Origin of the sequence: Klebsiella sp. LY (assembly GCF_004010915.1) — a bacterium.
GTDB lineage: Bacteria > Pseudomonadota > Gammaproteobacteria > Enterobacterales > Enterobacteriaceae > Klebsiella > Klebsiella quasipneumoniae.
The window spans coordinates 3,125,899-3,151,920 of the sequence record NZ_CP022444.1 but is presented as its reverse complement, the minus strand read 5'-3'; the positions used below and the strand labels follow the sequence as shown (position 1 = coordinate 3,151,920).

The 26,022-nt window shown below is 59.0% G+C and carries 29 protein-coding genes; 21 read left to right on the top strand and 8 right to left on the bottom strand.

Translation table 11 applies throughout. The features are described 5' to 3' along the window. Nucleotides 1-10: 10 nt before the first annotated feature. The 7 genes from hpaB (at nucleotide 11) to CE636_RS18315 (ending at nucleotide 7,091) form a co-directional block, all read left to right on the top strand. Nucleotides 11-1,573: a 4-hydroxyphenylacetate 3-monooxygenase, oxygenase component gene (gene hpaB, locus CE636_RS18345; RefSeq protein WP_017899126.1), complete on the top strand. Its 1,563-nt coding sequence runs from the start codon at nucleotides 11-13 to the stop codon at nucleotides 1,571-1,573. Between the two features lie 19 nt (nucleotides 1,574-1,592). Beyond that, the gene (locus tag CE636_RS18340) at nucleotides 1,593-2,105 is read left to right on the top strand and encodes a 4-hydroxyphenylacetate 3-monooxygenase reductase subunit (RefSeq protein ID WP_017899127.1); all 513 of its coding nucleotides are present in this window, start codon (nucleotides 1,593-1,595) and stop codon (nucleotides 2,103-2,105) included. A 295-nt stretch (nucleotides 2,106-2,400) separates the two neighbouring features. After that, complete coding sequence (locus tag CE636_RS18335; RefSeq protein ID WP_004204173.1) at nucleotides 2,401-4,551, top strand: carbon starvation CstA family protein; 2,151 nt, start codon at nucleotides 2,401-2,403, stop codon at nucleotides 4,549-4,551. 110 nt (nucleotides 4,552-4,661) lie between these two features. Then, on the top strand, nucleotides 4,662-4,865 hold the full coding sequence (locus tag CE636_RS18330) for a YbdD/YjiX family protein (RefSeq protein WP_004204171.1): 204 nt from the start codon (nucleotides 4,662-4,664) through the stop codon (nucleotides 4,863-4,865). Nucleotides 4,866-4,876: 11 nt separating this feature from the next. Then, nucleotides 4,877-5,833, top strand: a complete 957-nt coding sequence (gene yjiA / locus CE636_RS18325; RefSeq protein WP_017899128.1) for a GTPase — start codon at nucleotides 4,877-4,879, stop codon at nucleotides 5,831-5,833. A 392-nt stretch (nucleotides 5,834-6,225) separates the two neighbouring features. After that, complete coding sequence (locus CE636_RS18320; protein WP_004204167.1) at nucleotides 6,226-6,771, top strand: YfaZ family outer membrane protein; 546 nt, start codon at nucleotides 6,226-6,228, stop codon at nucleotides 6,769-6,771. Further along, entirely contained in the window at nucleotides 6,771-7,091 is a 321-nt protein-coding gene (locus CE636_RS18315) for a hypothetical protein (protein WP_004204165.1), read from the top strand. Before CE636_RS18320 ends, CE636_RS18315 begins: the two co-directional genes overlap by 1 nt. Before the next feature lie 48 nt (nucleotides 7,092-7,139). On the opposite strand, the gene CE636_RS18310 is transcribed toward CE636_RS18315, so the two are convergent. Together CE636_RS18310 and CE636_RS18305 are read right to left on the bottom strand one after the other, a co-directional pair. Next, a complete protein-coding gene (locus CE636_RS18310) occupies nucleotides 7,140-8,510 on the bottom strand; it encodes an NAD-dependent succinate-semialdehyde dehydrogenase (RefSeq protein WP_017899129.1) in 1,371 nt (456 codons plus the stop codon). Nucleotides 8,511-8,669: 159 nt separating this feature from the next. Further along, a complete protein-coding gene (locus CE636_RS18305; RefSeq protein ID WP_017899130.1) occupies nucleotides 8,670-9,572 on the bottom strand; it encodes an Rpn family recombination-promoting nuclease/putative transposase in 903 nt (300 codons plus the stop codon). A gap of 215 nt (nucleotides 9,573-9,787) precedes the next feature. Here CE636_RS18305 and CE636_RS18300 point away from each other — a divergent pair, with 215 nt between their 5' ends. The 8 genes from CE636_RS18300 (at nucleotide 9,788) to CE636_RS18265 (ending at nucleotide 16,441) form a co-directional block, all read left to right on the top strand. After that, nucleotides 9,788-10,603: an AraC family transcriptional regulator gene (locus tag CE636_RS18300; RefSeq protein ID WP_025999145.1), complete on the top strand. Its 816-nt coding sequence runs from the start codon at nucleotides 9,788-9,790 to the stop codon at nucleotides 10,601-10,603. 47 nt (nucleotides 10,604-10,650) lie between these two features. Then, complete coding sequence (locus CE636_RS18295) at nucleotides 10,651-11,313, top strand: LysE family translocator (protein WP_017899132.1); 663 nt, start codon at nucleotides 10,651-10,653, stop codon at nucleotides 11,311-11,313. Then, nucleotides 11,306-12,598 (top strand): DUF445 domain-containing protein, encoded by a 1,293-nt coding sequence (locus CE636_RS18290; RefSeq protein ID WP_017899133.1) that lies wholly within the window; start codon nucleotides 11,306-11,308, stop codon nucleotides 12,596-12,598. The genes CE636_RS18295 and CE636_RS18290 overlap by 8 nt, the downstream gene beginning before the upstream one ends. Nucleotides 12,599-12,651: 53 nt before the next feature. Next, entirely contained in the window at nucleotides 12,652-13,899 is a 1,248-nt protein-coding gene (gene mdtM, locus CE636_RS18285) for a multidrug efflux MFS transporter MdtM (RefSeq protein WP_025999147.1), read from the top strand. Between the two features lie 25 nt (nucleotides 13,900-13,924). Further along, complete coding sequence (locus CE636_RS18280) at nucleotides 13,925-14,164, top strand: DUF2164 domain-containing protein (RefSeq protein ID WP_004204157.1); 240 nt, start codon at nucleotides 13,925-13,927, stop codon at nucleotides 14,162-14,164. Nucleotides 14,165-14,261: 97 nt separating this feature from the next. Then, entirely contained in the window at nucleotides 14,262-15,413 is a 1,152-nt protein-coding gene (locus CE636_RS18275; protein ID WP_017899135.1) for a double-cubane-cluster-containing anaerobic reductase, read from the top strand. 9 nt (nucleotides 15,414-15,422) lie between these two features. Continuing rightward, entirely contained in the window at nucleotides 15,423-16,190 is a 768-nt protein-coding gene (gene yjiL, locus CE636_RS18270; RefSeq protein ID WP_017899136.1) for a putative 2-hydroxyacyl-CoA dehydratase activator YjiL, read from the top strand. Then, nucleotides 16,187-16,441, top strand: a complete 255-nt coding sequence (locus tag CE636_RS18265) for a DUF3343 domain-containing protein (protein ID WP_004204154.1) — start codon at nucleotides 16,187-16,189, stop codon at nucleotides 16,439-16,441. Before yjiL ends, CE636_RS18265 begins: the two co-directional genes overlap by 4 nt. Here CE636_RS18265 and CE636_RS18260 read toward each other — a convergent pair. The 4 genes from CE636_RS18260 to CE636_RS18245 all read right to left on the bottom strand — a co-directional run bounded on the left by CE636_RS18260 (nucleotide 16,438) and on the right by CE636_RS18245 (nucleotide 19,358). After that, a complete protein-coding gene (locus CE636_RS18260; protein WP_004204153.1) occupies nucleotides 16,438-17,502 on the bottom strand; it encodes a DUF2955 domain-containing protein in 1,065 nt (354 codons plus the stop codon). The genes CE636_RS18265 and CE636_RS18260 overlap by 4 nt on opposite strands. Further along, on the bottom strand, nucleotides 17,492-18,559 hold the full coding sequence (locus tag CE636_RS18255; RefSeq protein ID WP_004204152.1) for an HlyD family secretion protein: 1,068 nt from the start codon (nucleotides 18,557-18,559) through the stop codon (nucleotides 17,492-17,494). Before CE636_RS18255 ends, CE636_RS18260 begins: the two co-directional genes overlap by 11 nt. 6 nt (nucleotides 18,560-18,565) lie before the next feature. Continuing rightward, entirely contained in the window at nucleotides 18,566-19,030 is a 465-nt protein-coding gene (locus CE636_RS18250) for a MarR family winged helix-turn-helix transcriptional regulator (RefSeq protein WP_004204151.1), read from the bottom strand. Nucleotides 19,031-19,193: 163 nt separating this feature from the next. Further along, nucleotides 19,194-19,358, bottom strand: a complete 165-nt coding sequence (locus CE636_RS18245; RefSeq protein WP_004204150.1) for a DUF1127 domain-containing protein — start codon at nucleotides 19,356-19,358, stop codon at nucleotides 19,194-19,196. Between the two features lie 177 nt (nucleotides 19,359-19,535). Between CE636_RS18245 and CE636_RS18240 the strand changes: the two genes are divergently transcribed. After that, the gene (locus CE636_RS18240; protein WP_004204148.1) at nucleotides 19,536-20,948 is read left to right on the top strand and encodes a PLP-dependent aminotransferase family protein; all 1,413 of its coding nucleotides are present in this window, start codon (nucleotides 19,536-19,538) and stop codon (nucleotides 20,946-20,948) included. Nucleotides 20,949-21,020: 72 nt separating this feature from the next. Here CE636_RS18240 and fosA read toward each other — a convergent pair whose 3' ends face one another. Together fosA and CE636_RS18230 are read right to left on the bottom strand one after the other, a co-directional pair. After that, the gene (gene fosA / locus CE636_RS18235; RefSeq protein ID WP_017899137.1) at nucleotides 21,021-21,440 is read right to left on the bottom strand and encodes a FosA5 family fosfomycin resistance glutathione transferase; all 420 of its coding nucleotides are present in this window, start codon (nucleotides 21,438-21,440) and stop codon (nucleotides 21,021-21,023) included. Beyond that, complete coding sequence (locus tag CE636_RS18230; protein ID WP_017899138.1) at nucleotides 21,434-22,342, bottom strand: LysR family transcriptional regulator; 909 nt, start codon at nucleotides 22,340-22,342, stop codon at nucleotides 21,434-21,436. Before CE636_RS18230 ends, fosA begins: the two co-directional genes overlap by 7 nt. Nucleotides 22,343-22,428: 86 nt before the next feature. Here CE636_RS18230 and CE636_RS18225 point away from each other — a divergent pair, with 86 nt between their 5' ends. The 5 genes from CE636_RS18225 (at nucleotide 22,429) to CE636_RS18205 (ending at nucleotide 26,005) form a co-directional block, all read left to right on the top strand. Beyond that, a complete protein-coding gene (locus tag CE636_RS18225; RefSeq protein ID WP_017899139.1) occupies nucleotides 22,429-23,211 on the top strand; it encodes an NAD(P)H-dependent oxidoreductase in 783 nt (260 codons plus the stop codon). A gap of 141 nt (nucleotides 23,212-23,352) precedes the next feature. Beyond that, nucleotides 23,353-23,937, top strand: a complete 585-nt coding sequence (locus CE636_RS18220) for a TetR/AcrR family transcriptional regulator (protein ID WP_017899140.1) — start codon at nucleotides 23,353-23,355, stop codon at nucleotides 23,935-23,937. 21 nt (nucleotides 23,938-23,958) lie between these two features. Further along, nucleotides 23,959-24,765: a winged helix-turn-helix domain-containing protein gene (locus CE636_RS18215; protein WP_017899141.1), complete on the top strand. Its 807-nt coding sequence runs from the start codon at nucleotides 23,959-23,961 to the stop codon at nucleotides 24,763-24,765. Continuing rightward, nucleotides 24,762-25,280: a FidL-like protein gene (locus CE636_RS18210; RefSeq protein ID WP_004204137.1), complete on the top strand. Its 519-nt coding sequence runs from the start codon at nucleotides 24,762-24,764 to the stop codon at nucleotides 25,278-25,280. The genes CE636_RS18215 and CE636_RS18210 overlap by 4 nt, the downstream gene beginning before the upstream one ends. Before the next feature lie 446 nt (nucleotides 25,281-25,726). Then, a complete protein-coding gene (locus CE636_RS18205) occupies nucleotides 25,727-26,005 on the top strand; it encodes a BMC domain-containing protein (protein WP_004182810.1) in 279 nt (92 codons plus the stop codon). Nucleotides 26,006-26,022 lie beyond the last annotated feature (17 nt).

Below are 26,022 nucleotides of genomic sequence, written 5' to 3'. Positions count from 1 at the left end.
AGAGGCCCCTATGAAACCTGAAGATTTCCGCGCCGACGCGAAACGCCCGTTAACTGGCGAAGAATATTTAAAAAGCCTGCAGGATGGCCGCGAAATTTATATCTACGGCGAGCGCGTGAAGGATGTCACCACCCACCCGGCCTTCCGTAATGCCGCGGCTTCTGTCGCTCAGCTGTACGATGCGCTGCACAAACCGGAGATGCAGGATTCCCTGTGCTGGGGCACCGATACCGGCAGCGGCGGCTACACCCATAAATTCTTCCGCGTGGCGAAAAGCGCCGACGATCTGCGCCAGCAGCGCGACGCCATCGCCGAGTGGTCACGCCTAAGCTACGGCTGGATGGGCCGCACCCCGGACTATAAAGCCGCCTTCGGCTGCGCGCTGGGCGCCAACCCGGCGTTTTACGGCCAGTTCGAGCAGAACGCCCGCAACTGGTACACCCGCATTCAGGAAACCGGCCTGTACTTTAACCATGCGATCGTCAACCCGCCGATCGACCGCCACAAGCCGGCTGATGAAGTGAAGGATGTTTACATCAAGCTGGAAAAAGAGACCGATGCCGGGATCATCGTCAGCGGCGCGAAAGTGGTCGCCACCAACTCGGCGCTGACCCACTACAACATGATCGGCTTCGGCTCCGCACAGGTGATGGGCGAGAACCCGGACTTCGCGCTGATGTTCGTCGCGCCGATGGATGCCGAAGGGGTGAAGCTTATCTCCCGCGCCTCCTATGAGATGGTCGCCGGCGCGACCGGGTCCCCGTACGACTATCCGCTCTCCAGCCGTTTCGACGAGAACGACGCGATTTTGGTCATGGATAAAGTGCTGATCCCCTGGGAGAACGTGCTGATTTACCGCGACTTTGACCGCTGCCGTCGCTGGACCATGGAGGGCGGTTTCGCCCGCATGTATCCGCTGCAGGCCTGCGTGCGCCTGGCGGTGAAACTGGACTTTATCACCGCCCTGCTGAAGCGTTCTCTGGAATGTACTGGTACCCTCGAATTCCGCGGCGTGCAGGCCGACCTTGGCGAAGTTGTGGCGTGGCGCAACATGTTCTGGGCGTTAAGCGATTCCATGTGCTCGGAAGCGACGCCGTGGGTCAACGGCGCATGGCTGCCGGATCACGCCGCGCTGCAGACCTATCGCGTGATGGCCCCGATGGCCTACGCCAAGATCAAAAACATCATCGAGCGCAACGTCACCAGCGGCCTGATTTATCTGCCGTCCAGCGCCCGCGATCTGAACAACCCGCAGATCGACCAGTATCTGGCGAAGTACGTGCGCGGCTCCAACGGTATGGATCACGTTGAACGCATCAAGATCCTCAAACTGATGTGGGACGCCATCGGCAGCGAATTCGGCGGCCGCCACGAGCTGTATGAAATCAACTACTCCGGTAGCCAGGATCAGATTCGCCTGCAGTGTCTGCGCCAGGCGCAGAGCTCCGGCAATATGGACAAGATGATGGCGATGGTCGACCGCTGCCTGTCCGAGTACGACCAGAACGGCTGGACGGTGCCGCATCTGCACAATAACGCTGATATCAACATGTTGGATAAGCTGCTGAAGTAATTCGCAGCGGGAGGTCATAATGCAATTAGATGAACAACGCCTGCGTTTTCGCGATGCCATGGCCAGCCTGTCGGCGGCGGTGAATGTGGTCACTACCGCAGGCGAAGCCGGCCGCTGCGGGATTACCGCCACGGCGGTGTGCTCGGTGACGGATACGCCGCCATCGGTGATGGTGTGTATCAACGCCAACAGCGCGATGAACCCGGTGTTTCAGGGCAACGGCAAGTTGTGCATCAACGTGCTGAACCACGAACAGGAAATCATGGCCCGTCATTTCGCCGGGATGACCGGGGTGACGATGGAAGAGCGGTTTGCCCTCAGCGGCTGGCAGCACGGCGCGCTCGGGCAGCCGGTGCTGAAGGGCTCGCTGGCCAGTCTCGAAGGCGAGATTAGCCAGGTGCAAACCATCGGTACCCACCTGGTATATCTGGTGGAGATCCGCAATATTACCCTGAGCCCGCAAGGCCACGGCCTGATTTACTTTAAACGCCGTTTCCACCCGGTGATGATGGACATGGAAGTCGCGGTGTAATGGCCTCACCTGCTCCTCCCCGGTTGGGGAGGAGCGTTAACCAACAGAGTCGCAGGCCACAATCTCCTGTGATCACAATCACATAATCCAGCCCTGTTCACTTCGTAGCCAACCGCTTACCCCCTCCAGTAACCGCTTAACCCCCTATACAACCACTCACCGATTTACCCAACTTTACGCGCGCGTAGTTCTGGCAAGATCGAAGCCAGCCTAGCTAATCAATACCTCCATTAACCCTTACTTAAAACCAGACGGCTTCGGCCAATTATTCATCTAATTAACGCCAGGTTTTACTATGGATACCAAAAAACTACTCAAGCACATACCCTGGGTGATTCTCGGAATCATCGGGGCATTTTGCCTCTCAGTCGTCGCCCTGCGCCGCGGTGAGCACGTCAGTGCCCTGTGGATCGTCGTGGCGTCGGTTTCCGTGTACCTCGTCGCCTACCGGTATTACAGCCTGTATATCGCGCAGAAGGTGATGAAGCTTGACCCGACGCGCTCGACGCCGGCGGTCATTAATAACGATGGCCTGAACTATGTGCCGACCAACCGCTACGTGCTGTTTGGCCACCACTTCGCCGCCATTGCCGGCGCCGGCCCGCTGGTGGGCCCGGTGCTTGCCGCGCAGATGGGCTATCTGCCTGGCACCCTCTGGCTGCTGGCCGGCGTGGTGCTGGCGGGGGCAGTACAGGACTTTATGGTGCTGTTTATCTCCTCGCGGCGTAACGGCGCCTCGCTGGGCGAGATGATCAAGCAGGAGATGGGGCCGGTTCCGGGCTCTATCGCCCTGTTTGGCTGCTTCCTGATTATGATCATCATCCTCGCGGTACTGGCGCTGATCGTAGTGAAAGCGCTGGCGGAGAGCCCGTGGGGCGTCTTTACCGTCTGCTCGACGGTACCTATCGCGCTGTTCATGGGGATCTACATGCGCTTCCTGCGCCCTGGCCGCGTGGGTGAAGTGTCGGTTATCGGTATCGTGCTGCTGGTGGCCTCCATCTGGTTCGGCGGCATTATTGCTCACGACCCCTACTGGGGCCCGGCGCTGACCTTTAAAGACACCACCATCACCTTTACCCTGATTGGCTACGCGTTTATCTCCGCCCTGCTGCCGGTATGGCTGATTCTGGCGCCGCGTGACTATCTGGCTACTTTCCTGAAAATCGGCGTTATCGTCGGCCTGGCGCTGGGGATCGTTATCCTCAACCCGGACCTGAAAATGCCGGCGGTGACCCAGTACATTGATGGCACCGGCCCGCTGTGGAAAGGCGCCCTGTTCCCGTTCCTGTTTATCACTATCGCCTGCGGCGCGGTCTCCGGCTTCCACGCGCTGATCGCCTCCGGCACCACGCCGAAGCTGCTGGCCAACGAAACCGATGCCCGTTTTATCGGCTATGGCGCGATGCTGATGGAATCTTTCGTGGCCATCATGGCGCTGGTCGCGGCATCGATTATCGAACCGGGTCTCTACTTCGCGATGAACACCCCGCCGGCGGGCCTTGGCATCGTCATGCCGAACCTGCACGAAATGGGCGGTGAAAACGCGGCGATGATCGCCGCGCAGCTGAAAGAAGTGACCGTCCACGCGGCGGCGACCGTCAGCTCCTGGGGCTTCGTGATTTCACCTGAGCAGATCCTGCAGACGGCGAAAGATATCGGCGAACCTTCGGTACTGAACCGCGCCGGCGGCGCGCCGACGCTGGCCGTCGGTATCGCCCACGTGTTCCATAAAATCATCCCGATGGCGGATATGGGCTTCTGGTACCACTTTGGTATCCTGTTTGAAGCGCTGTTTATCCTCACCGCGCTGGATGCCGGTACCCGCGCAGGCCGCTTTATGCTGCAGGATCTGCTGGGTAACTTCGTGCCGTTCCTGAAAAAAACCGACTCGCTGGTCGCCGGGATTATCGGTACCGCGGGCTGCGTCGGGCTGTGGGGCTACCTGCTGTATCAGGGCGTGGTCGACCCGCTGGGCGGCGTGAAGAGCCTGTGGCCGCTGTTCGGTATCTCTAACCAGATGCTGGCCGCCGTGGCGCTGGTGCTTGGCACCGTGGTGCTGGTCAAAATGCAGCGCACCAAATATATCTGGGTCACCGTGATCCCGGCTGCGTGGCTGCTGCTGTGCACCACCTGGGCGCTGGGCCTGAAGCTGTTCAGCACCAACCCGCAGATGGAAGGCTTCTTCTTTATGGCTCAGCAGTATAAAGAGAAGATTGCTGCCGGCGGCGAGCTGACCGCGCAGCAGATTGCCAACATGAATCATATCGTGGTCAACAACTACACCAACGCCGGGCTGAGTATCCTGTTCCTGGTGGTGGTGTACAGCATCATCTTCTACGGCATCAAAACCTGGCTCAACGTGCGCAACAATAAGGTGCGCACCGACAAAGAGACCCCGTACGTGCCGGTACCGGAAGGCGGTGTGAAGACCTCTTCACATCATTAACTCTGATGCCGGATAGCGCTACGTTTATCCGGCCTACAAACAAGCGCATTAACGTAGGCCGGATAAGGCGCGAGTCGCCATCCGGCTTTATTCGTTATCTGGAACTTACAATGTTTGGTAACTTAGGTCAGGCTAAAAAATATCTCGGTCAGGCGGCGAAAATGCTGATTGGCATTCCGGATTACGACAACTACGTCGCCCATATGCAAACCAACCATCCGGATCAGCCGTACATGACTTATGAAGAATTCTTCCGCGAACGCCAGCAGGCCCGCTACGGCGGCGACGGCAAAGGCGGCGTACGCTGCTGTTAATGGAGGCAATAATGGCACCGATTGCAGTCACCCTACTCACCGGTTTTCTCGGCGCAGGAAAAACCACCCTCCTGCGCCATATCCTGAATGAGCAGCACGGTTTCAAAATCGCCGTGATTGAAAATGAATTTGGCGAAGTCTCCGTTGACGATCAGCTGATCGGCGACCGCGCCACGCAGATCAAAACCCTGACCAACGGCTGCATCTGCTGTACGCGCTCCAACGAACTGGAAGACGCCCTGCTCGATCTTCTCGACAGCCGCGATCGCGGCGAAATCGAGTTTGACCGGCTGGTGATTGAGTGCACCGGCATGGCCGACCCGGGGCCGATTATCCAAACCTTTTTCTCCCATGAGGTGCTTTGCGAGCGCTATCTGCTGGATGGCGTGATCGCCCTGGTGGATGCGGTCCATGCCGACCAGCAGATGGATCAGTTCACCATCGCCCAGTCGCAGGTGGGCTACGCGGACCGCATTTTGCTGACCAAAACTGATGTAGCCGGCGATACCGAAAAGCTGCGCGAACGCCTGGCGCGCATCAATGCCCGGGCGCCGATTTATACCGTCATTCATGGCGATATCGATCTAAGCCAGCTGTTTAACACCAGCGGCTTTATGCTGGAAGAGAAGGTCGTTAACAGCACACCGCGTTTCCACTTTATGGCCGAGAAGCAAAACGACGTGTCATCAATCGTGGTTGAGATGGATTACCCGGTGGATATCAGCGAGGTATCACGGGTAATGGAAAACCTGCTGCTCTCCTTCGCCGATCAATTGATGCGCTATAAAGGGATGCTGTGGATCGACGGCGAGCCGAATCGGCTGCTGTTCCAGGGCGTGCAGCGCCTCTACAGCGCCGACTGGGATCGCCCGTGGGGCGATGAAACGCCGCACAGCACGCTGGTGTTTATCGGCATTCAGTTGCCGGAAGAGGAGATTCGCGCGGCGTTTGCCGGGTTACGACGCTAACCTACCCGCCTGCGCGCTAAGGCGCAGGCCCCCTTCTCTCACCGCACATCGTCAAAGACAGGAACAAAACGTCGTCATCGCGTCGAAAAATGTAAATCAACGTTTTTATAAGTAACAGTAGAAACACTTTTGGAAATAATAAGAAACTAAATGAATAGGATCCTTAATAATTAATGCCCGCCCTGTTCAGTTTCTGTTTAGCTCACCCATTAAACCTCTGCTAAACAGACCAAATTTCATGATTGACCTCGCCGTAACCCAACGTCTTTACAACATTATCAAAACACACCGCTGACAAAACCAGCATAAAAAATCGACGTAAGTCACATTTGCAGAGTTAAACATCGATTGTTAAGGTGCCCTCAGACAAATTTAATGACGAGGAGCAAACCATGAAAAAGCTTAACATCCTTATTGTTGCTGCCCTGACCGCGGTCTCTGGTTCCGCCATGGCAATGGGGTTTACCGTTGAACAAGGTAAGAATTTTACCAACCTGAATATGGAAATGGGTAAATCCTCTTCCGGCCTGTATGCCGAAAGCCACTGGCTGAAGAATACCGATGACGGTAGCCAGACCGGCGGCGTTGGCGCGGGTTACAATCTGGAAGTGGGCCCGGTGATGCTCAACGCTGGCGCGAAAGCTATCTATCTGGGACCGAAAAAAGGCGATAACGGCGTCGCGTTTCCGGTCGGCGGCGGGGTGAACGTGGCCCTGACCGACAGCATCCACGTATTTGGCGAAGGGTATGTCGCGCCCGACGGCCTGAACAACAGCGTGAAAAACTATGTTGAAGCGAACGGCGGCGTGAGCTGGTCCCCGGTTGGTCCATTGACCCTGAAGGTGGGTTACCGTCACGTGAGCGTTGACGGCAAAGAGGGCCGCCCAAACCACACCCTGATTGACGGCGCCTACGTAGGCGGCGGGGTTACCTTCTGATGAAATCACGTCTCGCCGCGCTCTCTGCGCTGAGCCTGGCGTTGCTGCTGACCGGCTGCACTCAGTATACCTGGGTGAAGCCGGGTTTAAGCGATGCCGAGATGCATAAAAAGCTCACCGAATGTGAAGCGCAGGCCCTGGTCGATCTCCCGCCGGATAACGTGGTGACCGGGTCCAGTTCAGAAAAAACGGACAAAAAACAAAAGAAACAGGATGTTGAAACAAGTTATACAGTAGAAGACGCGAATGAATATCAGCGGGAGACCTTAGTCGACAGCTGTATGTTCAAAAGCGGCTGGGATAAAGTCGAAGTGCAATAAATCTATTATAAAAAAACCTGCCAGATGGCAGGTTTTTTTATGGCAGGCCTAGCGGCGCACCACCACCAGCTTCTGGTTCACGAACTCTTTGATCCCGAGATCGGAGAGCTCCCGGCCATAACCGGAACGCTTCACGCCGCCAAACGGCAGTTCTGGCGCGGTATCGGTCAGCCAGTTGATATAGACCATCCCGGTTTCAATGGCGGATGCCATCCGTTTGGCGCGTTCGATGTCCTGACTGAACACCGCGCCGCCCAGGCCATAGTGAGAATCATTGGCAAGCGCAATCGCCTCCTCATCGTTTTTCACCACGTAGATCTGCGCCACCGGGCCAAAGAACTCTTCGAAGTACGCCGGGTTGTCACGGGTGATACCGGTCAGGATAGTGGGTTCAAAGAAGTTGCCCTCCCGCGCCACCGCTTTGCCGCCCAGATGCAGCGTGGCGCCGTTTTTGACCGCCTCGTCCACCTGCTTGCTCAAGGTTTCCAGCGCATCTTTAGAGGAGAGCGGCCCCAGCGTGGTGCCTTCATCCAGCGGATCGCCTATTTTTACCTGGCGAAACGCCTCGCTAAATTTCGTCAGAAACGACTCAGCGATGCTCTCATGCAGAATAAACCGCTTGGCGGCAGTACACACCTGGCCGGCGTTATTCAGCCGCGCCTGGACGCCGATTTTCACCGCGCGATCGAGGTCGGCATCGTCGAGCACCACAAACACATCGTTGCCGCCCAGTTCCAGGGTCGATTTCTTAATATGCTTCGCCGCCTGCGCCGCCACCACGCTGCCAGCTTTTTCCGACCCGGTCAGCGCCGCGCCCTGCACACGGTCGTCGGCGATAATCTTCGCCACCTGATCCTGAGAGATAAACAGGTTGGTCCACGCCCCTTCCGGTGCGCCGGCCTCGCGCACCAGATGGGCAAAGGTCTCCGCGCAGTGCGGCACGATGCTGGCGTGTTTGGCGATAACCGGGTTCCCGGCCGCCAGGTTTGGCGCCAGGACGCGCATCAGCTGGTAATAGGGGAAGTTCCACGGCTCCACCGCCAGTAAGACGCCGATGGGGTGGTGCTCAACCCAGGCTTCACCCAGTTCGGAGGGATACTTCACCGGCGCCAGCATCGATTTGGCGTTATCGGCGTAATAGCGGGCGATTTGCGCGCACAGTTTCACTTCGCCGCGGCTCTGCTTAATGAGTTTCCCCATCTCCTGGCTGGCGATTTTCGCCAGATCTTCCACCCGGCTGTCGATCAGATCCGCCAGCTTATGCAGCACCGCCAGGCGCGGTTCAATATCGCCTTTCGCCCAGGCCGAATGATAGAGCGCATCCGCCTGCTGCAGCGCCGCCTCCACGTCCGCATCGCTGTGCGCCGGGTACGTTTTAATAAGCTGATTGTTCGCAGGATTCACCGTCTGATAGGCCATATCGCATGTCTCCTTGTTATCGCTATTAAGGCAGTCAAAAATGCCGTTAAGGATATTAAGGGTAGTCGAGATGGCTGGCGATGCGGGTAAAGTTAGGTATATCCGGAATATTCCATAACGGTGACTAACCGGGGCGACCGTCAGGCCGCCCCGGCGTTATCAATGCGCCAGCGCGGCGACCTCATCGGCGGTCAGGCCGGTGATTTTCACCACCGTCTCGCGGGCAATGCCGTCGGCCAGCATCCTCTGGGCAATGCGCAGCGCCTCGGCATGCTGTCCTTCACGTTTGCCTTTTCTGCGCCACACTTCCTGTAATCGTTCGGCGATGGTCATCAATCTCTCCCTGTGCTGAGGAACCCGTTGCGCCACTTCCTGGATAAACCGGCCAAAGCGGCGCGCGTTGCCAGTCTGCAGTAGATAATTAAACAGCGTTTTTATCTGCCTGTCATTAGCGTCACCGCTAAGTAAAATCGTCGTCAGCTGCTCAACAATACCCATTAAATCGCGCTGGCGAATATGCTTCTGTATCAGCTCGAGTAATGCCACGCGCCGGTGACGAACGATCTCATCGTCGGGGATCACCGTGATATCCACCAGCGGAAAGGGCGAGGCATAAAGCTCCCTCGCCAGCGGTGGATCGGCAAAGCAGTCCAGCCAGTTGAGCGACCACGGGTATGGCGTGGTCGCTCCGTGATAGAACAGCATCGGCACCACCAGTGGCAGTCTGGTATGACCGCTATCCAGATGGCGCTGCATCGCGGCGATGGCGTAGCGCATCAGGCGGAAGGCCATCTGCGCATCCGGAGAGCTCTGATGTTCGATAACCACATAAATGTAGCCCTCGCCAGACGCGGTTTTGAGTGACCACAGCACATCGGAGTACCAGGCCCGCAGGCTCTCCTCGATAAAGCTTGCCGACTCCAGCTGTAAGGTATCGAGGTCGCAGCGCTGACGCAGCGCAGGCGGTAGATGGATCGCCAGGAAATCACGGGCGATGTCGGCCTGAGTGAGAAACTGTTTAAACACCGCATCATGCGGCGTCGAGGTGGTGCCCTTTGCCATCGGCTCATCCCTGCCTGCTTATCCTGCAGGGACTCTACCTCCCATGAATGACTCTGGCACCCCGGAAACCGGAGTTTTACATTCCGCGACGAAAACATATTTCCCCGGACTGCAAGCGCGACATCCTTTTTCGACGCGGTACGCAAATCTCGGCGGGCGACAGCCTCGGCGCAGCATGCTATAAACGATTTATCCCCTCAGCAAAGGTCGATGCGGTGAACCATACCCGAGATATTCCCCAAACCTTCTGGCGAGACGATCGCCTGCCGTGGCTGGAGCTGCGCAGCACCTGGCGCAGCCGTCAGGCCTATAAGCGCCACAGCCACCCGCAGCTCTCGGTGGGGGCGATTATCGACGGTGAAACGCGCTGCCTGTGCAATGGACAGGAATATCTCCTGCAGCCCGGGGATCTGATCGTGATCCCGCCGCACGCGCCGCATAGCTGTAATCCGCTGCGTGACCAGCCGCGCAGCTATCATATGCTGTACCTGGAGGCGGCATGGTGCCATGCGCAGCGTCCGGATATTCCCCCTACCGTCAGCATGGCTTCGTCCCAGCCGCTGCTGCGCGACAGCCCTCTCTTTGCCTGCTTCCAGCAGATTGTCGCCCTGATGAGCCGCGGCCGCATTGAGCAACTGCCAGCCCGGGTGGCGCAGCTCCTGCACGCGCTGCCGCTGTGCGCCGCCGCGCCGCAGGCGCCACATCACGCCAGCGCCCTGCTGTTTCAGCGCCTGGCGACAGATCTGCCGGCGCCGCCATCGCTGGATAAGCTGGCCCACGATAGCGCGCTACGTAAAGAGACCGTTATCCGCGCCGTGAAACAGGATACCGGCCTGACGCCCGCCAGCTTGATCAATATGGCGCGCATTGAATATGCGAAAACGCGCTTACGCGCCGGGGACCCTATCGCCGACGTCGGCTATCAGGCCGGCTTTGCCGATCAGAGCCATTTCCATAAAACCTTTGTCAGCTACACCGCTGCCACGCCGCGGCAGTATGCGCACAGCAGATCAATTTCCGACAATAAGTAATTTTCCATCTGGCGTAGGGTGGCCTCAGCACCATTATCGAGGCCACTATGCATACCTTATCGACTCTCTTCCCCGCCGCCTTCCCGGCGTTAGCCCTGTCCCACTTTGTCGCCCTGCTCAGCCCGGGCCCCGATTTTTTTCTGCTGGTCGGTTACGCTGTACGCTACCGGATCCGCGGCAGCCTCGGACTGTGTCTCGGCATCGCCGCCGGCAATGCGCTGTATATTGTTCTGGCCATCGTTGGCTGGGGACTTCTGCGCCAGGCGCCGCTGCTGTTTTTACTCATCGAGCTGTTGGGCGCGGGCTACTTACTGTGGATTGGCAGCCTGCTGATTCGCAGCCGTCCCGCGGCGATGGCGGTAGAGAGCGTTCGCGCATCGCGTCCGGGGTTCGGCAAGCAGCTACTGCTGGGGCTGGGGTCATCGCTGCTCAACCCGAAGAATGCGCTGTTTTATCTGGCGCTGATGACTTCCCTGCTGGGGCCGGCGGTCACCCTGCTGCAGCAAACGGTGAGCGGACTGTGGATGGTCAGCGTGGTGTTCTTCTGGGATTTACTGCTGGTGAGCGCGATTGCGCTGCCGCAGGTGCAGCGCCGCCTGAGCGCTATCGTCTGGCGGGTCGAGCGGGCGGCGGGAGCGATCCTGATGTTGTTCGGTCTGTGGATTATCTGGCGATTTTTGCACGACCTCGCCGTCAGGTTATATGCTTAAGTTTATGGAAAAACTCGCTGAACTGAAACGCGCCAAACTGCTGGCGCTGTCGCTGCTGCTGATCGCCGCCGCGCTATTTATTACCACCCTGCTGCTGCCGCCGACGCCGTGGGTCAGCGCGCTGAAGGCCATTTCCGAAGCGGCGATGGTCGGGGCGCTGGCCGACTGGTTTGCGGTGGTGGCCCTGTTTCGCCGTATTCCGCTGCCCTTTGTCACCCGCCATACCGCGATTATCCCGCGCAACAAAGATCGCATCGCCGACAACCTCGGCCGCTTCGTTGAGGAGAAGTTCCTCGATACCCCGTCGCTGGTGGCGCTGATCCGCCGCTATCAACCAGCGCTGATGCTCGGCAACTGGTTCAGCCAGCCTGAGAACGCCCGGCGGGTTGGCCAACACCTGCTGCAGGTGATGAGTGGTTTTCTCGAACTGACCGATGACGCCCGCATTCAGCGCCTGCTGCGGCGCGCGGTGCATAAGGCGATCGATAAGGTCGACCTGACGCAAACCAGCGCCATGATGCTGGAGGGGCTGACCCGCGACAACCGCCATCAAAAGCTGCTGGATTCGCTGATAAATCAGCTGATCGCCCTGCTGCAGCGCGACAGCTCCCGCGCTTTTATCGCCCGCGGCATCGTACACTGGCTGGAGACCGAACATCCGCTGAAGGCCAGGCTTTTACCCACCGAGTGGCTCGGCGAGCACAGCGCCGAGATGGTCACCGACGCCGTGAATACCCTACTGGACGAAGTCACCCACGATCGCACCCACCAGATCCGCCAGACCTTTGACCGCGCGACGCAAAAGCTAATCGATAACCTGAAATCCGACCCGGAACTGGCGCAGAAGGCCGATAACATTAAAGCCTGGCTGAAAAACGATGAGACCTTCAACCGCTATCTTGGCGAAGTGTGGGGCGACCTGCGCGGCTGGGTAAAAAACGATATCAGCAGCGACGACTCGCGTATCAAGCAGCGCATCGCCGAGGCCGGCCAGTGGTTCGGTGAAACCTTACTCCGCGACGACGCTCTGCGCGAATCGCTCAACGAACACCTGGAGCAGGCGGCGCATCGGGTGGCGCCGGAGTTCGCCGCCTTCCTCACTCGACATATCAGCGACACGGTGAAGAGCTGGGACGCCCGCGATATGTCGCGGCAGATCGAGCTCAACATCGGTAAAGATCTGCAATTCATCCGCATCAACGGCACCCTGGTGGGGGGAACTATCGGCCTGTTGTTGTGGCTGCTCTCGCAGATCCCCTCGCTGCTGCATCTGCATATTGGTTAGCAATGATACTATCTGAACAATAGCGCTGATAAATATTCCACAGGGAGGGCGAGATAATGCACCGGATGACACACTGGCTAACCCGGCACGCCGCCGCGCTGTTCTTCCCGGCGGCGCTCATTCTGTATGATTTTTCCGCCTATCTCACCACCGACCTGATCCAGCCGGGGATCCTCCACGTGGTGCGGGATTTTAACGCCGATGTGGCGCTGGCCCCAGCCTCGGTAAGCCTGTATATGGCCGGCGGCATGGCGCTGCAGTGGCTGCTGGGGCCGCTCTCTGACCGAATCGGACGGCGTCCGGTACTGCTCACCGGCGCGCTCATTTTCACCCTCGCCTGCCTGGCGACGCTGTTCACCACCTCCATGACCCAGTTCCTGATTGCCCGCTTCGTGCAGGGCACCAGCATCTGCTTTATTGCCACCGTCGGCTACGTCACCGTGCAGGAAGCCTTTGAGGAAAAAAGGTCGATCAGGCTGATGGCGGTGATCACCTCCGTCGTGCTGGTGGCACCGATCGTCGGCCCGCTCTCCGGCGCGGCGCTGATGCATTTTATCCACTGGAAAGCGCTGTTCGGCATTATCGCCGCCATGGGGCTGGTGGCCTGGCTGGGGCTGCTGTTGACCATGCCGGAGACGGTGCGCCGGGGCGATGTGCCGTTCAGCCCCCTGGGCGTGCTGCGCGATTTTCGCAACGTCTTTCGCAACCGCATCTTTTTGCTCGGCGCCGCCACGCTGTCGCTGAGCTATATTCCACTGATGAGCTGGGTGGCGGTATCGCCGGTGATTTTAATGGACGCCGGCGGGCTGACCACCAGCGAGTTCGCCTGGAGCCAGGTGCCGGTCTTCAGCGCCGTCATCATCGCCAACCTGTCGGTGGCGCGCTGGGTAAAAGATCCCACCCGCCCGCGCTTTGTCCTCAGCGCGGTGCCGGTACAGATGCTCGGCCTGGCCATCCTGATCGTTGGGAATCTGGTATGGCCGCACGTCTGGCTGTGGTCGGTGCTCGGCACCTGCTTCTACGCCTTCGGCATCGGGCTAATTTTCCCGACGCTGTTCCGCTTTACCCTCTTTTCCAACGACCTGCCGAAAGGCACGGTCTCCGCTTCGCTGAATATCGTGATCCTCAGCGTCAGCGCCTTATCGATTGAAGGCGCGCGCTGGCTGTGGTTCCATGGCGGGAGACTGCCCTACCACCTGTTAGCGGTGGCCGCCGGGCTCATCGCCGCCTGCTGCCTCGCCGGACTGTTACGCCACCAGCGTCAGTGTGCGCAAGCGGTCATTGAAGCCCGGCAGTCGTGACCCCTTTTACGGAGAAAGCCCCATCATGAGTGAGATTGAACTCAGCCCGGCGCAGCGTGACCTGCTGCGCGACAGGCTCAGCAAGTACTGCGAAGAGACGTTTAACCTCGAGCTGGAGCAGTTTGACGCTGAATTTTTTGTCGACTTTATCGCCCAGGAGCTGGGGCCGCTGTTCTACAACGCCGGTATCGAAGAGGCCATCCGCACTCATCTGGCGTGGAGCGAGCGGATCCAGGAAGAGATGGATTTAAAGAAGGTCTATTAACGCCGCGCGCAGACGCAGGAGATCAATAAAAGCATACAAACAACAGGGTTATAATGGCGACTCTTTCAGCATCTCCCGTGTACGGGGAAGGAAAACCATGTCGCTTATCACCGATCTACCCGCTATTTTTGACCAGTTCTCGGAAGCTCGCCAGAAGGGCTTTCTCACCGTCATGGATCTTAAAGAGCAGAACGTGCCGCTGGTGGGTACCTACTGCACCTTTATGCCTCAGGAGATCGCTATGGCGGCGGGGGCCGTGGTGGTCTCGCTGTGCTCTACCTCCGATGAAACCATCGAGGAAGCGGAAAAAGATCTGCCGCGCAATCTCTGTCCGTTAATCAAAAGCAGCTACGGCTTCGGCAAAACCGATAAATGCCCCTACTTCTATTTCTCTGACCTGGTGGTCGGGGAAACCACCTGCGACGGCAAAAAGAAAATGTACGAGTACATGGCCGAGTTCAAGGCGGTCCACGTGATGCAGCTGCCGAACAGCGCCAGCGACGCGGCCTCCCGCGCGCTGTGGAAAGCGGAGATCCTGCGCCTGCAGCAGGTGATTGAGGCGCGGTTTGGCGCGCCGATTAGCGAGGCGGCGCTGCGCGAAGCCATCGTGCTGAAAAACCGTGAACGCCGGGCGCTGGCCCACTTTTATCGTCTCGGGCAGCTCAATCCGCCGGCGCTCAGCGGCGGCGACATCCTGAAAGTGGTGTACGGCGCCACCTTCCGCTTCGACAAAACCGCGCTGATTGACGAGCTCAACGCCATGGCGGAGCGCATCCGTCAGGAGTGGCAGCAGGGTAAACGACTGGCATCCCGCCCGCGCATTCTGATCACCGGCTGCCCGATCGGCGGCGCGGCGGAGAAAGTGGTTCGCGCCATCGAAGAAAACGGCGGCTGGGTGGTAGGCTATGAAAACTGCACCGGCGCGAAGGCCACCGAGCGCTGCGTGGCGGAAGAGGGCGACGTCTACGACGCCTTAACCGACAAATATCTCGCCATCGGCTGCTCCTGTATTTCCCCTAACCATCAGCGCCTGCAGCTGCTGAGCCAGATGGTGGAGGAGTACCAGGCCGACGGGGTGATCGACGTCATTCTACAGGCCTGCCATACCTATGCCGTGGAATCGCTGGCCATTAAACGCCATCTCCGCCAGCAGCACGACCTTCCTTATATGGCGATAGAAACCGACTATTCGACAGCGGACCTCGGCCAGCTCAGCACTCGCGTCGCCGCCTTTATCGAAATGCTATAAGGAGCACGCGTGATCTACACGGTTGGTATTGATTCCGGCTCCACTGCCACGAAAGGCATCCTGCTCGCGGACGGGGTGGTTACGCGTCGTTTCCTCTGCCCGACCCCCTTTCGCCCCGCCGACGCCATCCATGAGGCCTGGGAGACGCTGCGCGCTGGCCTCGCGGAAACGCCCTTTTTAACCCTCACCGGCTATGGTCGCCAGCTGGTAGATTTCGCCAATAAACAGGTGACGGAGATTTCCTGTCACGGTCTCGGCGCCCGCCTGCTGGCACCGGACACCCGCACGGTGATTGATATCGGCGGCCAGGACAGCAAGGTTATCCAGCTGGATGCCGGGGGCAACCTCAGCGACTTTCTGATGAATGACAAATGCGCCGCCGGCACCGGCCGCTTTCTGGAGGTCATTTCACGCACCCTCGGCGCCAGCGTCGAACAGCTGGACGCCATTACCGACGGCGTGGAACCGCATGCCATCACCAGCATGTGTACGGTATTCGCCGAATCGGAAGTCATCAGCCTGCGGTCGGCGGGAGTCGCGCCGGAGGCGATTCTGGCGGGGGTGATTAACGCCATGGCCCGGCGCAGCGCGAACTTTATCGGCCGCTTATCAGCGCAGGGGCCGCTGCTGTTTACCGGCGGCGTCAGCCACTGCGCCGCCTTTGCCCGCATGCTGGAAAGCCATGTCGGCATGGCGGTGACAACCCATCCCGACGCCCAGTTCGCCGGGGCGATCGGCGCGGCGCTGATCGGCCAGCGCCAGCGGAGGCGCGGATGACAACGTTTCTGTTTTTATTTCATTCCACGGTGGGAGTGGTGCGAACGCGCAAAGCCCTGCAGGCGGCGGGAATGACCTTCGAGGTCAAAGATATTCCCCGCCAGCTGCGCAGCGGCTGCGGGCTGTGCATCCTGCTTGAGGGGACGGAAGCCGACGCGCGAGCCTGGATCGTCCCGGAACAGACGGCGGCGTTATATCAGCAGGACGGGGAGGCGTGGCGCTGTCTCGCCACCTTCCCACCGGCAGGTTAATCGCTTACCACAAAGCGCGTCGCCGCAAAGCAGTTCAGCAGACGGTGCATAAGAAAAACCAGGGTCAGCGTGACCACCAGCGAGACCGTCACCGAGGTGATGCGGTACAGATCGCTGAACACCAGATCCTGATAGGGATGCAGGTTTTGGCCAAACATAATGCCGATGGTGGTAATGCTGGCGAAGCCCACCCCGGCGCCCACTTTCTCCATCACGTGCAGGCGGGCGCTAAAGGCCAGCCCGAGGCCAATCAGCGGCATCATCAGGATCATGTGATTGCTGAAGTCATAGATAATCAGCTGCACCACCAGAATATAGAGACAGGCCAGCACCACCCCCGCCACGCGCCAGATCGAGCTGATCACCGCCCCGCGATAGTGCATCGGGAACAGGATCAGGATCCCGGCCATCAGCGCCGACAGCGAGTCGCTGAGATCGCAGATCTGAAACACCACGAAGATGATCGTCGCCACCGTGCCGGAGAGCAGCGACTCGTGGCGGATGCGGGCGGCGTCTTTTTCAATGCGCGGCGGCGGCTTGCGCGGTTCGACGTCCGGGATCAGGTAATGCAGCAGCGCGCTCAGCGCCACCGCCAGCACGCACGCTTCCATGTTGGAGAACATCAGGGTGTGCCAGTTGCTGGTCGGGTAGCTCATAAAGTTGAGCATCGTGCTCTGACACACCACCCCCATCGACCCCAGCAGAAACAGCGGCCCCTGGCTCATAAAGCGAAAACGCATCACGTACAGGGCGAACACCACCAGCGTCATGATCACCGGCCATTGCGACAAATAACCGACAATCAGCACCATTTCAACGCAGTTCACCGCCGCGCTGAACACAAACTGGCGGGCGACGTGGCGGTTGAACACCGGCACCAGCGACATCAGCATCAGCGGATACACCACAAAAAATACGCCGTACTGCACGTCGTAGAAGGTGGAGATGCTGAGCGCAATGGTCCCGGCCACGGCGATACGCACCGTCTGGCGAAAATCATTCGCCGTGTAGACGATATTGCCGTGCGGGGTAAAGACGTGCGCCAGGGTATTAATAGACATAGTGCAACCAGCTCACCAGATGGATCTGCAGGCCGGCGAAGGTGCGGGCGAAAGGTCCCTCGCTATTGTACAGCTGCACCGTGGCGCGGGCGCCGGTCGGCAGCGGTTTCGCCAGCGGCTGATCCAGCGCGACGTGAATGCGCATTCGCTGGGCATCACGCACCCAGCGGGTGGACTGTTCCGGCTGCGACAGCTGCCCGTTAACCGCCTCCTGCCCCGCCAGAATCCCGGCATCGCTGCTGGTCACGTGCGCCGGGAAAACTTCCCCCGGCAGGGCGTCAAAAACCACCGCCGCATCGGTGTTTACCGCGGTGTGGCGCAGGCTCTTCTCACGGAAGTCAGCGACGATATCGGTATTGTTGTTGACCAGCGCCAGCACGGCCGTCGCCGCGGTGGCGTAGATCCCCGGGTTAAGCTGCAGGTTGCTGACCATGCCGTCAGTTTCCGCACGCACTTTGGTCCAGGCCAGGTTCAGCTGCGCCTCCTCCAGCGCGTTGCGGTATTTCTGCAGGGTGACGTTGCGCTTATCGTCGCGCTCGCCGCGCTGGATCAGCAGGTTCTGGATCTGCGCGTTCAGCGCCGAGACCGACTGCTCGCTGGTCTGCCAGGTGGTCCGCACCTTGTCGAGATCGGACTGCGAGACGTTCTGCATGGTGCTCAGGCGCTGATAGCGATCGAGCGTGACCTTATCGTTACGGGCGGTGTACTGCGCGGTGCGCAGGTTGGCGCGGGCGGCGGCGATTTGCGCGTCCAGCTGCTGGTTGCTCAGTTTCGCCTGTTCAAGGGCGATCTGTGCCGCTTCAACTTTATTAATGAATGGCGTCGGGTCGAGCTCATACAGCAGGTCGCCCTTTTTCACCTGGCTATTGTTATGCACGTAGACGTGCGAGACATAGCCGGAGACCCGCGACGAAACCGGGGTCACCACGCGCATGACGGTGGAGTCCGGCGTCAGCGGGATCCAGATATCGGCAACGATAAACCAGGCGAATATTCCCAGAAAAGCGGCAATACTCACCCGTACCCAGCGGGCAAATTTTTGTTCAGGCGTCATCATAGTGTGTTAGATCTTGTTATCTTCTTCGCGGATATTCCGCAAACGGCAGGCGATTTGATTTAACGTGGCGCTGAAGGTGACGAGGTCGGCTTCCGGGATGGTCTGGGTTACGCGCTCCTGATAGGTCTCGATCACGCGGCTCAGTTTTTCCAGAATAGCCCGCCCCTCGGCGGTCAGCGTCAGCAGGCGAATGCGTTTGTCATATGGCGATGTGGAACGCAACAGATAGCCCTGCTTTTCCAGTAATGAGAGGGTGCGCGTCAGCGGCGGCAGTTCAATCCCCTGCACCTCCGCCAGTTCGCTGACCGAGACGTTGTCCCCCAACTGATGCAGTTGCATCAGCACCGTCCAGCTGGACTGGGTGAGTCCCGTATCGGTGATAGCGGAGTCAATAATCGCGCGCCACTGGCGCACCACCATGGCCATCCGCATCCCCAGCGGGCGGCGGGCAAACAGTTCGTCTTCAGTCACAGCTTTTCCTCTCATTGTTGAGAAGAAAATAATACTTATCAGGGTAAGTATCAAGAAACGGAAGGTCACGTCGCATCAATTGATAAATTTCGTGAATGATTCCCCGGCATCGCCAGCGCTTACCGGGGCAAAGAAGAAGTGATGCCTGAAAAAAAAGCACTTTTTAATTGATCTGATCCCGACGCAGGCCGATATCTTTCAGCTGTTCGTCGCTCATTTTCTGCAAAGCTCTGCGCGTTTGCTCCTGAAGCCACCATTTTTTGACAAACCGTGCCAGCAATACGAAACCGATAAATGGCTGTCTTGCCCTGTTCTCATGAAATTCCATCCTCTACCTCCTCACCTTGCCAGAGACTTTATCTTCACGGATTTGGGGGGAAGGAATACAGATTCACAAAACACTTTTCTTTAACATACAGATTGGCTAAAACGTACAGCAGACCGCAATTTTTCCTGCCATCTGTACTGGTTATTCCATCTGTATGGCGACAATTAAGGATACAGCATGACCCGCTATCAACATCTTGCGACGCTGCTGGCCGAACGCATTGAACAGGGCCTGTATCGCCACGGCGAAAAGCTGCCGTCGGTGCGCAGCCTGAGCCAGGAGCACGGCGTCAGCATCAGCACCGTCCAGCAGGCCTATCAGCTGCTTGAGCAGCAGCAGATGATTGTGCCGCAGCCGCGATCGGGCTATTTCGTCGCCCCCCGCAAGGCCCAGCCGCCGGTGCCGCCGATGTCGCGTCCGGTGCAGCGTCCGGTGGAGATCACCCAGTGGGATCAGGTGCTGACCATGCTCGACGCCCGCTACGATAAAACGATCATCCCCTTCGGCGGCGGCTCGCCGGACGTGACGCAGCCAAGCCTGAAGCCCATCTGGCGCGAACTGAGCCGGGCGATCCAGCACAACCTCACTGAGGTGTTGAACTATGACGAATTGGCCGGGCGCCGCGAGCTGCGGGAGCAGATCGCCCGCCTGATGCTCGACGGCGGATCGGTGGTGACTGCCGACGATCTGGTGCTCACCAGCGGTTGCCACAGCGCGCTGTCGCTGGCCCTGCTGTCGGTGTGCCAGCCAGGGGACATCATCGCCGTGGAATCCCCCTGCTACTACGGCACCATGCAGATGCTGCGCGGACTGGGATTAAAAACGATTGAGATCCCCACCGATCCGGAAACCGGGATCAGCATCGAGGCCCTGGAGTTGGCGCTGGATCAGTGGCCGATCAAAGGGGTGATCCTGGTGCCGAACTGCAACAACCCGCTGGGATTTATCATGCCGGACGCCCGCAAGCGCGCGGTGCTGAACCTGGCCCAGCGCCACGATATCGTTATTTTCGAGGATGATATCTACGGCGAGCTGGCTACCGAATATCCGCGCCCGCGCACGATTCACTCCTGGGATATCGACGGCCGGGTGATGCTCTGCAGCTCCTTTACCAAAACCATCGCCCCCGGCCTGCGCATCGGTTGGATAGCGCCCGGGCGCTACTACGACAAGCTGCTACAGATGAAGTACGCCGCCAGCGGTACTAACGTCCCTTCAACACAGCTGGCGGCCTTTAACTTTATTCGCGAAGGCCATTATCACCGCCACGTGCGGCGGATGCGGCAGATCTATCAGCGCAATATCGAGATCTACACCTGCTGGCTGCGGGAGTTTTTCCCCTGCGGGATCTGCGTCACCCGGCCGAAAGGCGGTTTTATGCTGTGGGTGGAGCTCCCGGAGCAGGTGGATATGGTCTGCGTCGCCAAACAGCTGTGCCGGCTGAAGATCCAGGTCGCGCCGGGGTCGCTGTTTTCCGCGGCGGGCAAGTATCGCAACTGCGTCAGGATCAACTGCGCCCTGCCGCCGACCGAGAAACATAAAGCGGTGATGGTGAAGCTGGGAGAAGCGGTGAAGGTGGCGATGGAGTGAGGTTTAGCCTGTTCTCCCCGGTGGCGCTGCGCTTACCGGGGCGACGGGTTACCTCGCGTCCGCAAATCAGCTTCACTGGTCAAAAAACACCATCCCCTTATACGGCTGTTCGCGGCAGGCGGCCAGGCGCTGGGCGAGACTGCCGACGTGCAGCTCCAGCTTGTGGCCGTCGGGGTCGAGGAAATAGTGCGAGGCGCCTTCGCTACGGTTCAACTTCCACACCGCCACGCCGGCAACCTCAAGGCGAGCGGCGAAGCGGGCGAAATCCGCTTCGCTGATGCTAAACGCATAATGGGTGTAGTCGCTCTCCTCCGGCGGAGTGACACGCCGCTGCGGATCCAGCGACAGGCACAGCCACAGATCGCCGCAGGAGAGATAGGCGCCGCTGTCCCAGCGGGCGTGCAGCGTCATGCCCAACAGCTGCTGATAAAACGCTACGCTCGGCGCCAGCTGGCTGACCGCCAGGGTCAGGTGATTCAGTCCGCTCAGCATGTCTGTTCCTCCAGTGAATTCACAATGAACTGGCGCAGCCATTGATGCGCCGGGTCGCGGTGCCAGCGTTCGTGCCATAGCATCAGCATCTCAAAGCCGGCGACCGCCAGCGGCGGCTCGACGACTGCCAGCCCGCTCTGCCCGCGCACCAGCCGCTCCGGCAGCACCGCCACCAGATCGCTATTGCGCAGGGTCTCCAGCATAAACAGGAAATGTGGCACGGAAAGGACAACCCGCCGCGTCAGGCCAAGGTTCGCCAGCGCGGTATCGGTCGCCGCGCTGAAGCCGCCTCCGTCCGGGGAGACGATCGCTTGCTCCAGCTGACAGAACGTTTCCAGGCTCAACCCTTGCCGCAGCACCGGATGCCCGGCCCGGCCCGCCAGCACGTAGCGCTCGCGAAACAGCAGGCGCTGATGCAGCCCCGGCGGCGCGCCCTCGCGGGTATGGAAAAAGAGATCCACTTCATCGCTGGCCGCCTGCTGCTCCAGCCGCGCCGGCTGGAGTTCGAATACCGCCAGCCGACTGCCGGGAGAGGCCAGGCGTAGCCTGCCCAGCATCGGCATGAGGGTCGCCGAAGCCATATAGTCCGTCGCCGCCACCCGCCAGGTCTCCGCCGCCGCGGCCGGATTAAAAGGTGCTACCGGCGCCACCGCCTGCTCCAGCGCGGCTAACGCAGCGCGCAGCGGCTGGCGAAGCTCATCGGCGCGGGCGGTGGGCTGCATGCCGCGCGGGCCCGGCATCAGCAGCGGGTCGGCAAACATCTCCCGCAGCCTGGCGAGTTGAATGCTGACCGACGGCTGCGACAGATTCAGCCGCTGCGCCGCCCGGGTAACGTTATTTTCACTGAGCAGCACGTCGAGCGTGCGCAGCAGATTGAGATCCAGACGATGTAAATTAATCACAACTATACCTGGGATTGAAGTAATTAATTTCTACTATAGCGCCAGCTTTCATACTCTGCAGCTCTTCCCACTTCAGAGGTGATGTTATGAAAGTACTGCTGATTTACGCCCATCCGGAACCGCGCTCCCTCAATGGCGGACTCAAAGATTTCGCCATCCGTCATCTGCTGCAGGCCGGTCATGAAGTCCAGGTCTCCGATCTCTACGCCATGCGCTGGAAGGCCGGGTATGACGCCGACGACAGCGGCGCGCCGCCGGTCGGCGAGTTCTGGCGTCCTACCCTGGACTCCAGACAGGCCTTTGCCCAAGGTACTCAAAGCGCGGATATCGCCGCCGAGCAGGAAAAGCTGCTGTGGGCCGATACGGTGATTTTTCAGTTTCCGCTGTGGTGGTTCTCGATGCCCGCGATCATGAAAGGCTGGATCGACCGGGTGTACGCCTGGGGCTTTGCCTATGGCGTCGGCGAGCACAGCGACCGCCACTGGGGCGATCGCTATGGGGAAGGCACCTTCGTCGGCAAGCGGGCGATGCTGATCGTCACCGCCGGCGGCTGGGCGGAACACTATTCACCGCGCGGGATCAATGGCCCCATCGACGACATTCTGTTCCCCATTCAGCACGGTATGCTGTTCTATCCCGGCTTCGAGGTGCTTCCGCCGCTGGTGTTTTACCGCACGGATAAAACTGATGCCGCGCAGTTCGCCGACCAGTGTGCCACGCTGGCCGAGCGGCTGGACACGCTGTGGCAAACCGAGCCCATTCCATTTCGCCGGCAAAATCATGGCGACTATCTGATCCCGTCGCTAACGCTGCGTCCGGAGCTGGCGCCGGGGCAAAGCGGCCTGGCGGTGCACCTGGCAACGAAATAAACCTCAACGCGATAGCCCTTCCGGGTTATCGCTTTCATTAATATGACAATTTGTGAGCCTCCACGCATTAACGGCATCCCGTCGCGCGAAGCCGCCTCTCATATTGATAGCGATCAAAAATAATCATACCGTCTGGTCGGTATGATTCCGGCCATGAACATGGAAGCCCAGCATCGTAAAAAAGATCCCGTCCGTCTCCACCGTCAGCTGCTTGAATCGGCGGCGATGATTGCCGGCCGGGACGGTATCGCCGCCCTGTCGCTGAACGCTGTCGCCCGCGAGGCTGGAGTCAGCAAAGGCGGCCTCCTGCACCATTTTCCCAATAAGCAGGCGCTGATTTTCGCTCTGTTCGCCAGGCTGCTGGCGATTATGGAAAAGGCGATTAGCGAACTGATGGCCGCCGATAACATCGCTTACGGACGCTTTACCCGGGCCTATTTGCACTATCTGTCCAATCCGCAGTTGACGGACACGCACGAAAGCCGTCAGCTGATGGTGCTGTCGCTGGCGATGCCGGACGAACCGGTGCTGCGAAAATGCTGGCGCGACTGGATGCTGGATCATCTGGCGCAAGGCGATGCGCTGGATAACGGCCCAACCGGTACCCTGGTACGCTACGCCGCCGACGGTATCTGGTTATCGGAGCTGACCGAGGGGCGCACCATGAGCAGCGAACATCGCCAGTCGCTGGTGAACGATCTGACCAAAATGACGCTTCCCGCATGAAGCGAATAGAGTGAGGCCGCGATGCGCTACAACATCAATGCCCGTCTCATTTATGATGCAACAGACGGCACGCTAACCCTGCCCGGCAACGATGAACCAGATAGCCAGCTATCCATCACCGCCAGCGCGCTGCTCTATTTTTTTCTCCGCCATACCGGCGTGGTCAGTCGCGATGAAGTGTTGAAAAAAGTCTGGGACGATAACGGCTTAACTTCTTCCAATAGCAACCTCAACCAGTATCTGAGCATGCTGCGCAAAACTTTCCGCCACTACGATATCGATAACATTATCGTCACCGTGTCGCGCGGCATGCTGCAGCTGAATCAGGATCTCAGCATCGAACTGCTCGACGCCGGGCCGGCGCTGGCCGATGTCGCCAGCCCGGCCGCGCCGCCTGGCGAACCCGCCGGGGCAGGAAGGGAAACCACACCTCCTGCCGCTTCACCACATGCGCGCGGAATGTGCTGGTATCTGGCCGGCGGCTGCCTGCTGGTCATCGCCCTGCTTCTGGTGGCATTCACGTTTACCGGAACCCACGTCGCCCGGCCAATTAATCTGACGCTGATGAACCACCGCCAGTGCGAACTGCTCGCCAGCGATGAAATGCTGCGTTCGGTCTCGGCGACGGCCTACAGTAAGAATTTTGATGAGGTGCGTCAGCGGCTGAAGCTCAGCTGCAAGCCGGGGGAGCGTTTTGTTTTCTTCTATGGCGACCGGCTGGAGACCAACGGCCTGGGCCGGGTATTTCTCGCCCACTGCGCGATGCACGAAGACAACCCGTTTAGCTATTGCGATAACTACTTTTACTACTCCTGGAAGCCGCAATGAGACTCGCGCCCCGCACCTTTTTCGCCCTCTCTGCCCTCGCGTTTATCGCCGCCGCCGGGTTTAGCGCCTGGCGCCTGCTGCCGGATGCCAACGACGGCGTGATGAGCTGCTCCACCAAAGCGATCATGCGTTTTGAAAACATGGAAAAAGAGAATGTGAACGGCAATATCCATTTTAATTTTGCCGCCAATGGCAACGGGTCGATGGTAGTGGAAGGCTATACCGATTCTGCCGCCGGCTGGCTCTACCTGCAGCGTTACGTCAAATTCAGCTACACCAGCCAGCGCATCTCAGCGACCGAGCGCCACTACCGCATCAAGAAATGGGAATCCAGCGCCTCGTCCATCGATGAATCGCCGGATGTCATCTTCGACTATTTCATGCGCGAGATGTCCGACAGCCACGACGGCCTGTTCCTCAATGCGCAAAAGCTTAACGACAAAGCTATCCTGCTGAGCTCTATCAACTCACCGCTCTACATCTGCACGCTGAAGTCCGGCAGCACGCTTAATTAACCCGTCCCCCCTGTACCACTGCGAGGAAAATGCGCCCTCGCTCACGCTCCATTATTGCCCCCTCTTTCCACGATGCTAAAAGCGCACGTTTTGCGTTTAGCTTCGACGCGAGAACTTGAGCATACCCACAATTATAACGTGGCTATATTACCGATTGCTGGCAAGTAATTAGCATCTTATTAACATTCATCTCCCGCCGATAAATAGCTTAAAAAAACGCCATATCATCATGAAAATCTTCACGCATGAAACAGAATGAAAATATAAAAAGAAGCCTAAATAAGGCTAAATAGCAGAGTAAAAACCTAAAATATTCATCTACACGGATTTAAATTTCACTTATCTCCCCATTCCCTATAGTGAACCCCGAACGCCGCTTCCGCGTGTTGATGCCGTTACGCGGACGGTTTTCCCGAATCACAAAACCTGTTCTGGAGGAGATCACGATGGGTGATGCATTGGGGCTTATCGAAACCAAAGGTCTGGTGGCCTGTATTGAAGCAGCGGACTCGATGTGTAAAGCCGCCAACGTCGAACTGATCGGCTATGAAAACGTCGGCTCCGGCCTGGTCACCGTGATGGTGAAGGGCGACGTCGGCGCAGTAAAAGCGGCGGTGGATTCCGGTGTGGAATCGGCGCAGCGCATCGGCGAAGTGGTGACCTCGCTGGTCATCGCGCGTCCGCATAACGACATCAACAAAATCGTCATTAAACACAAGGCCTGAAGGCCAGGAGAACGCAA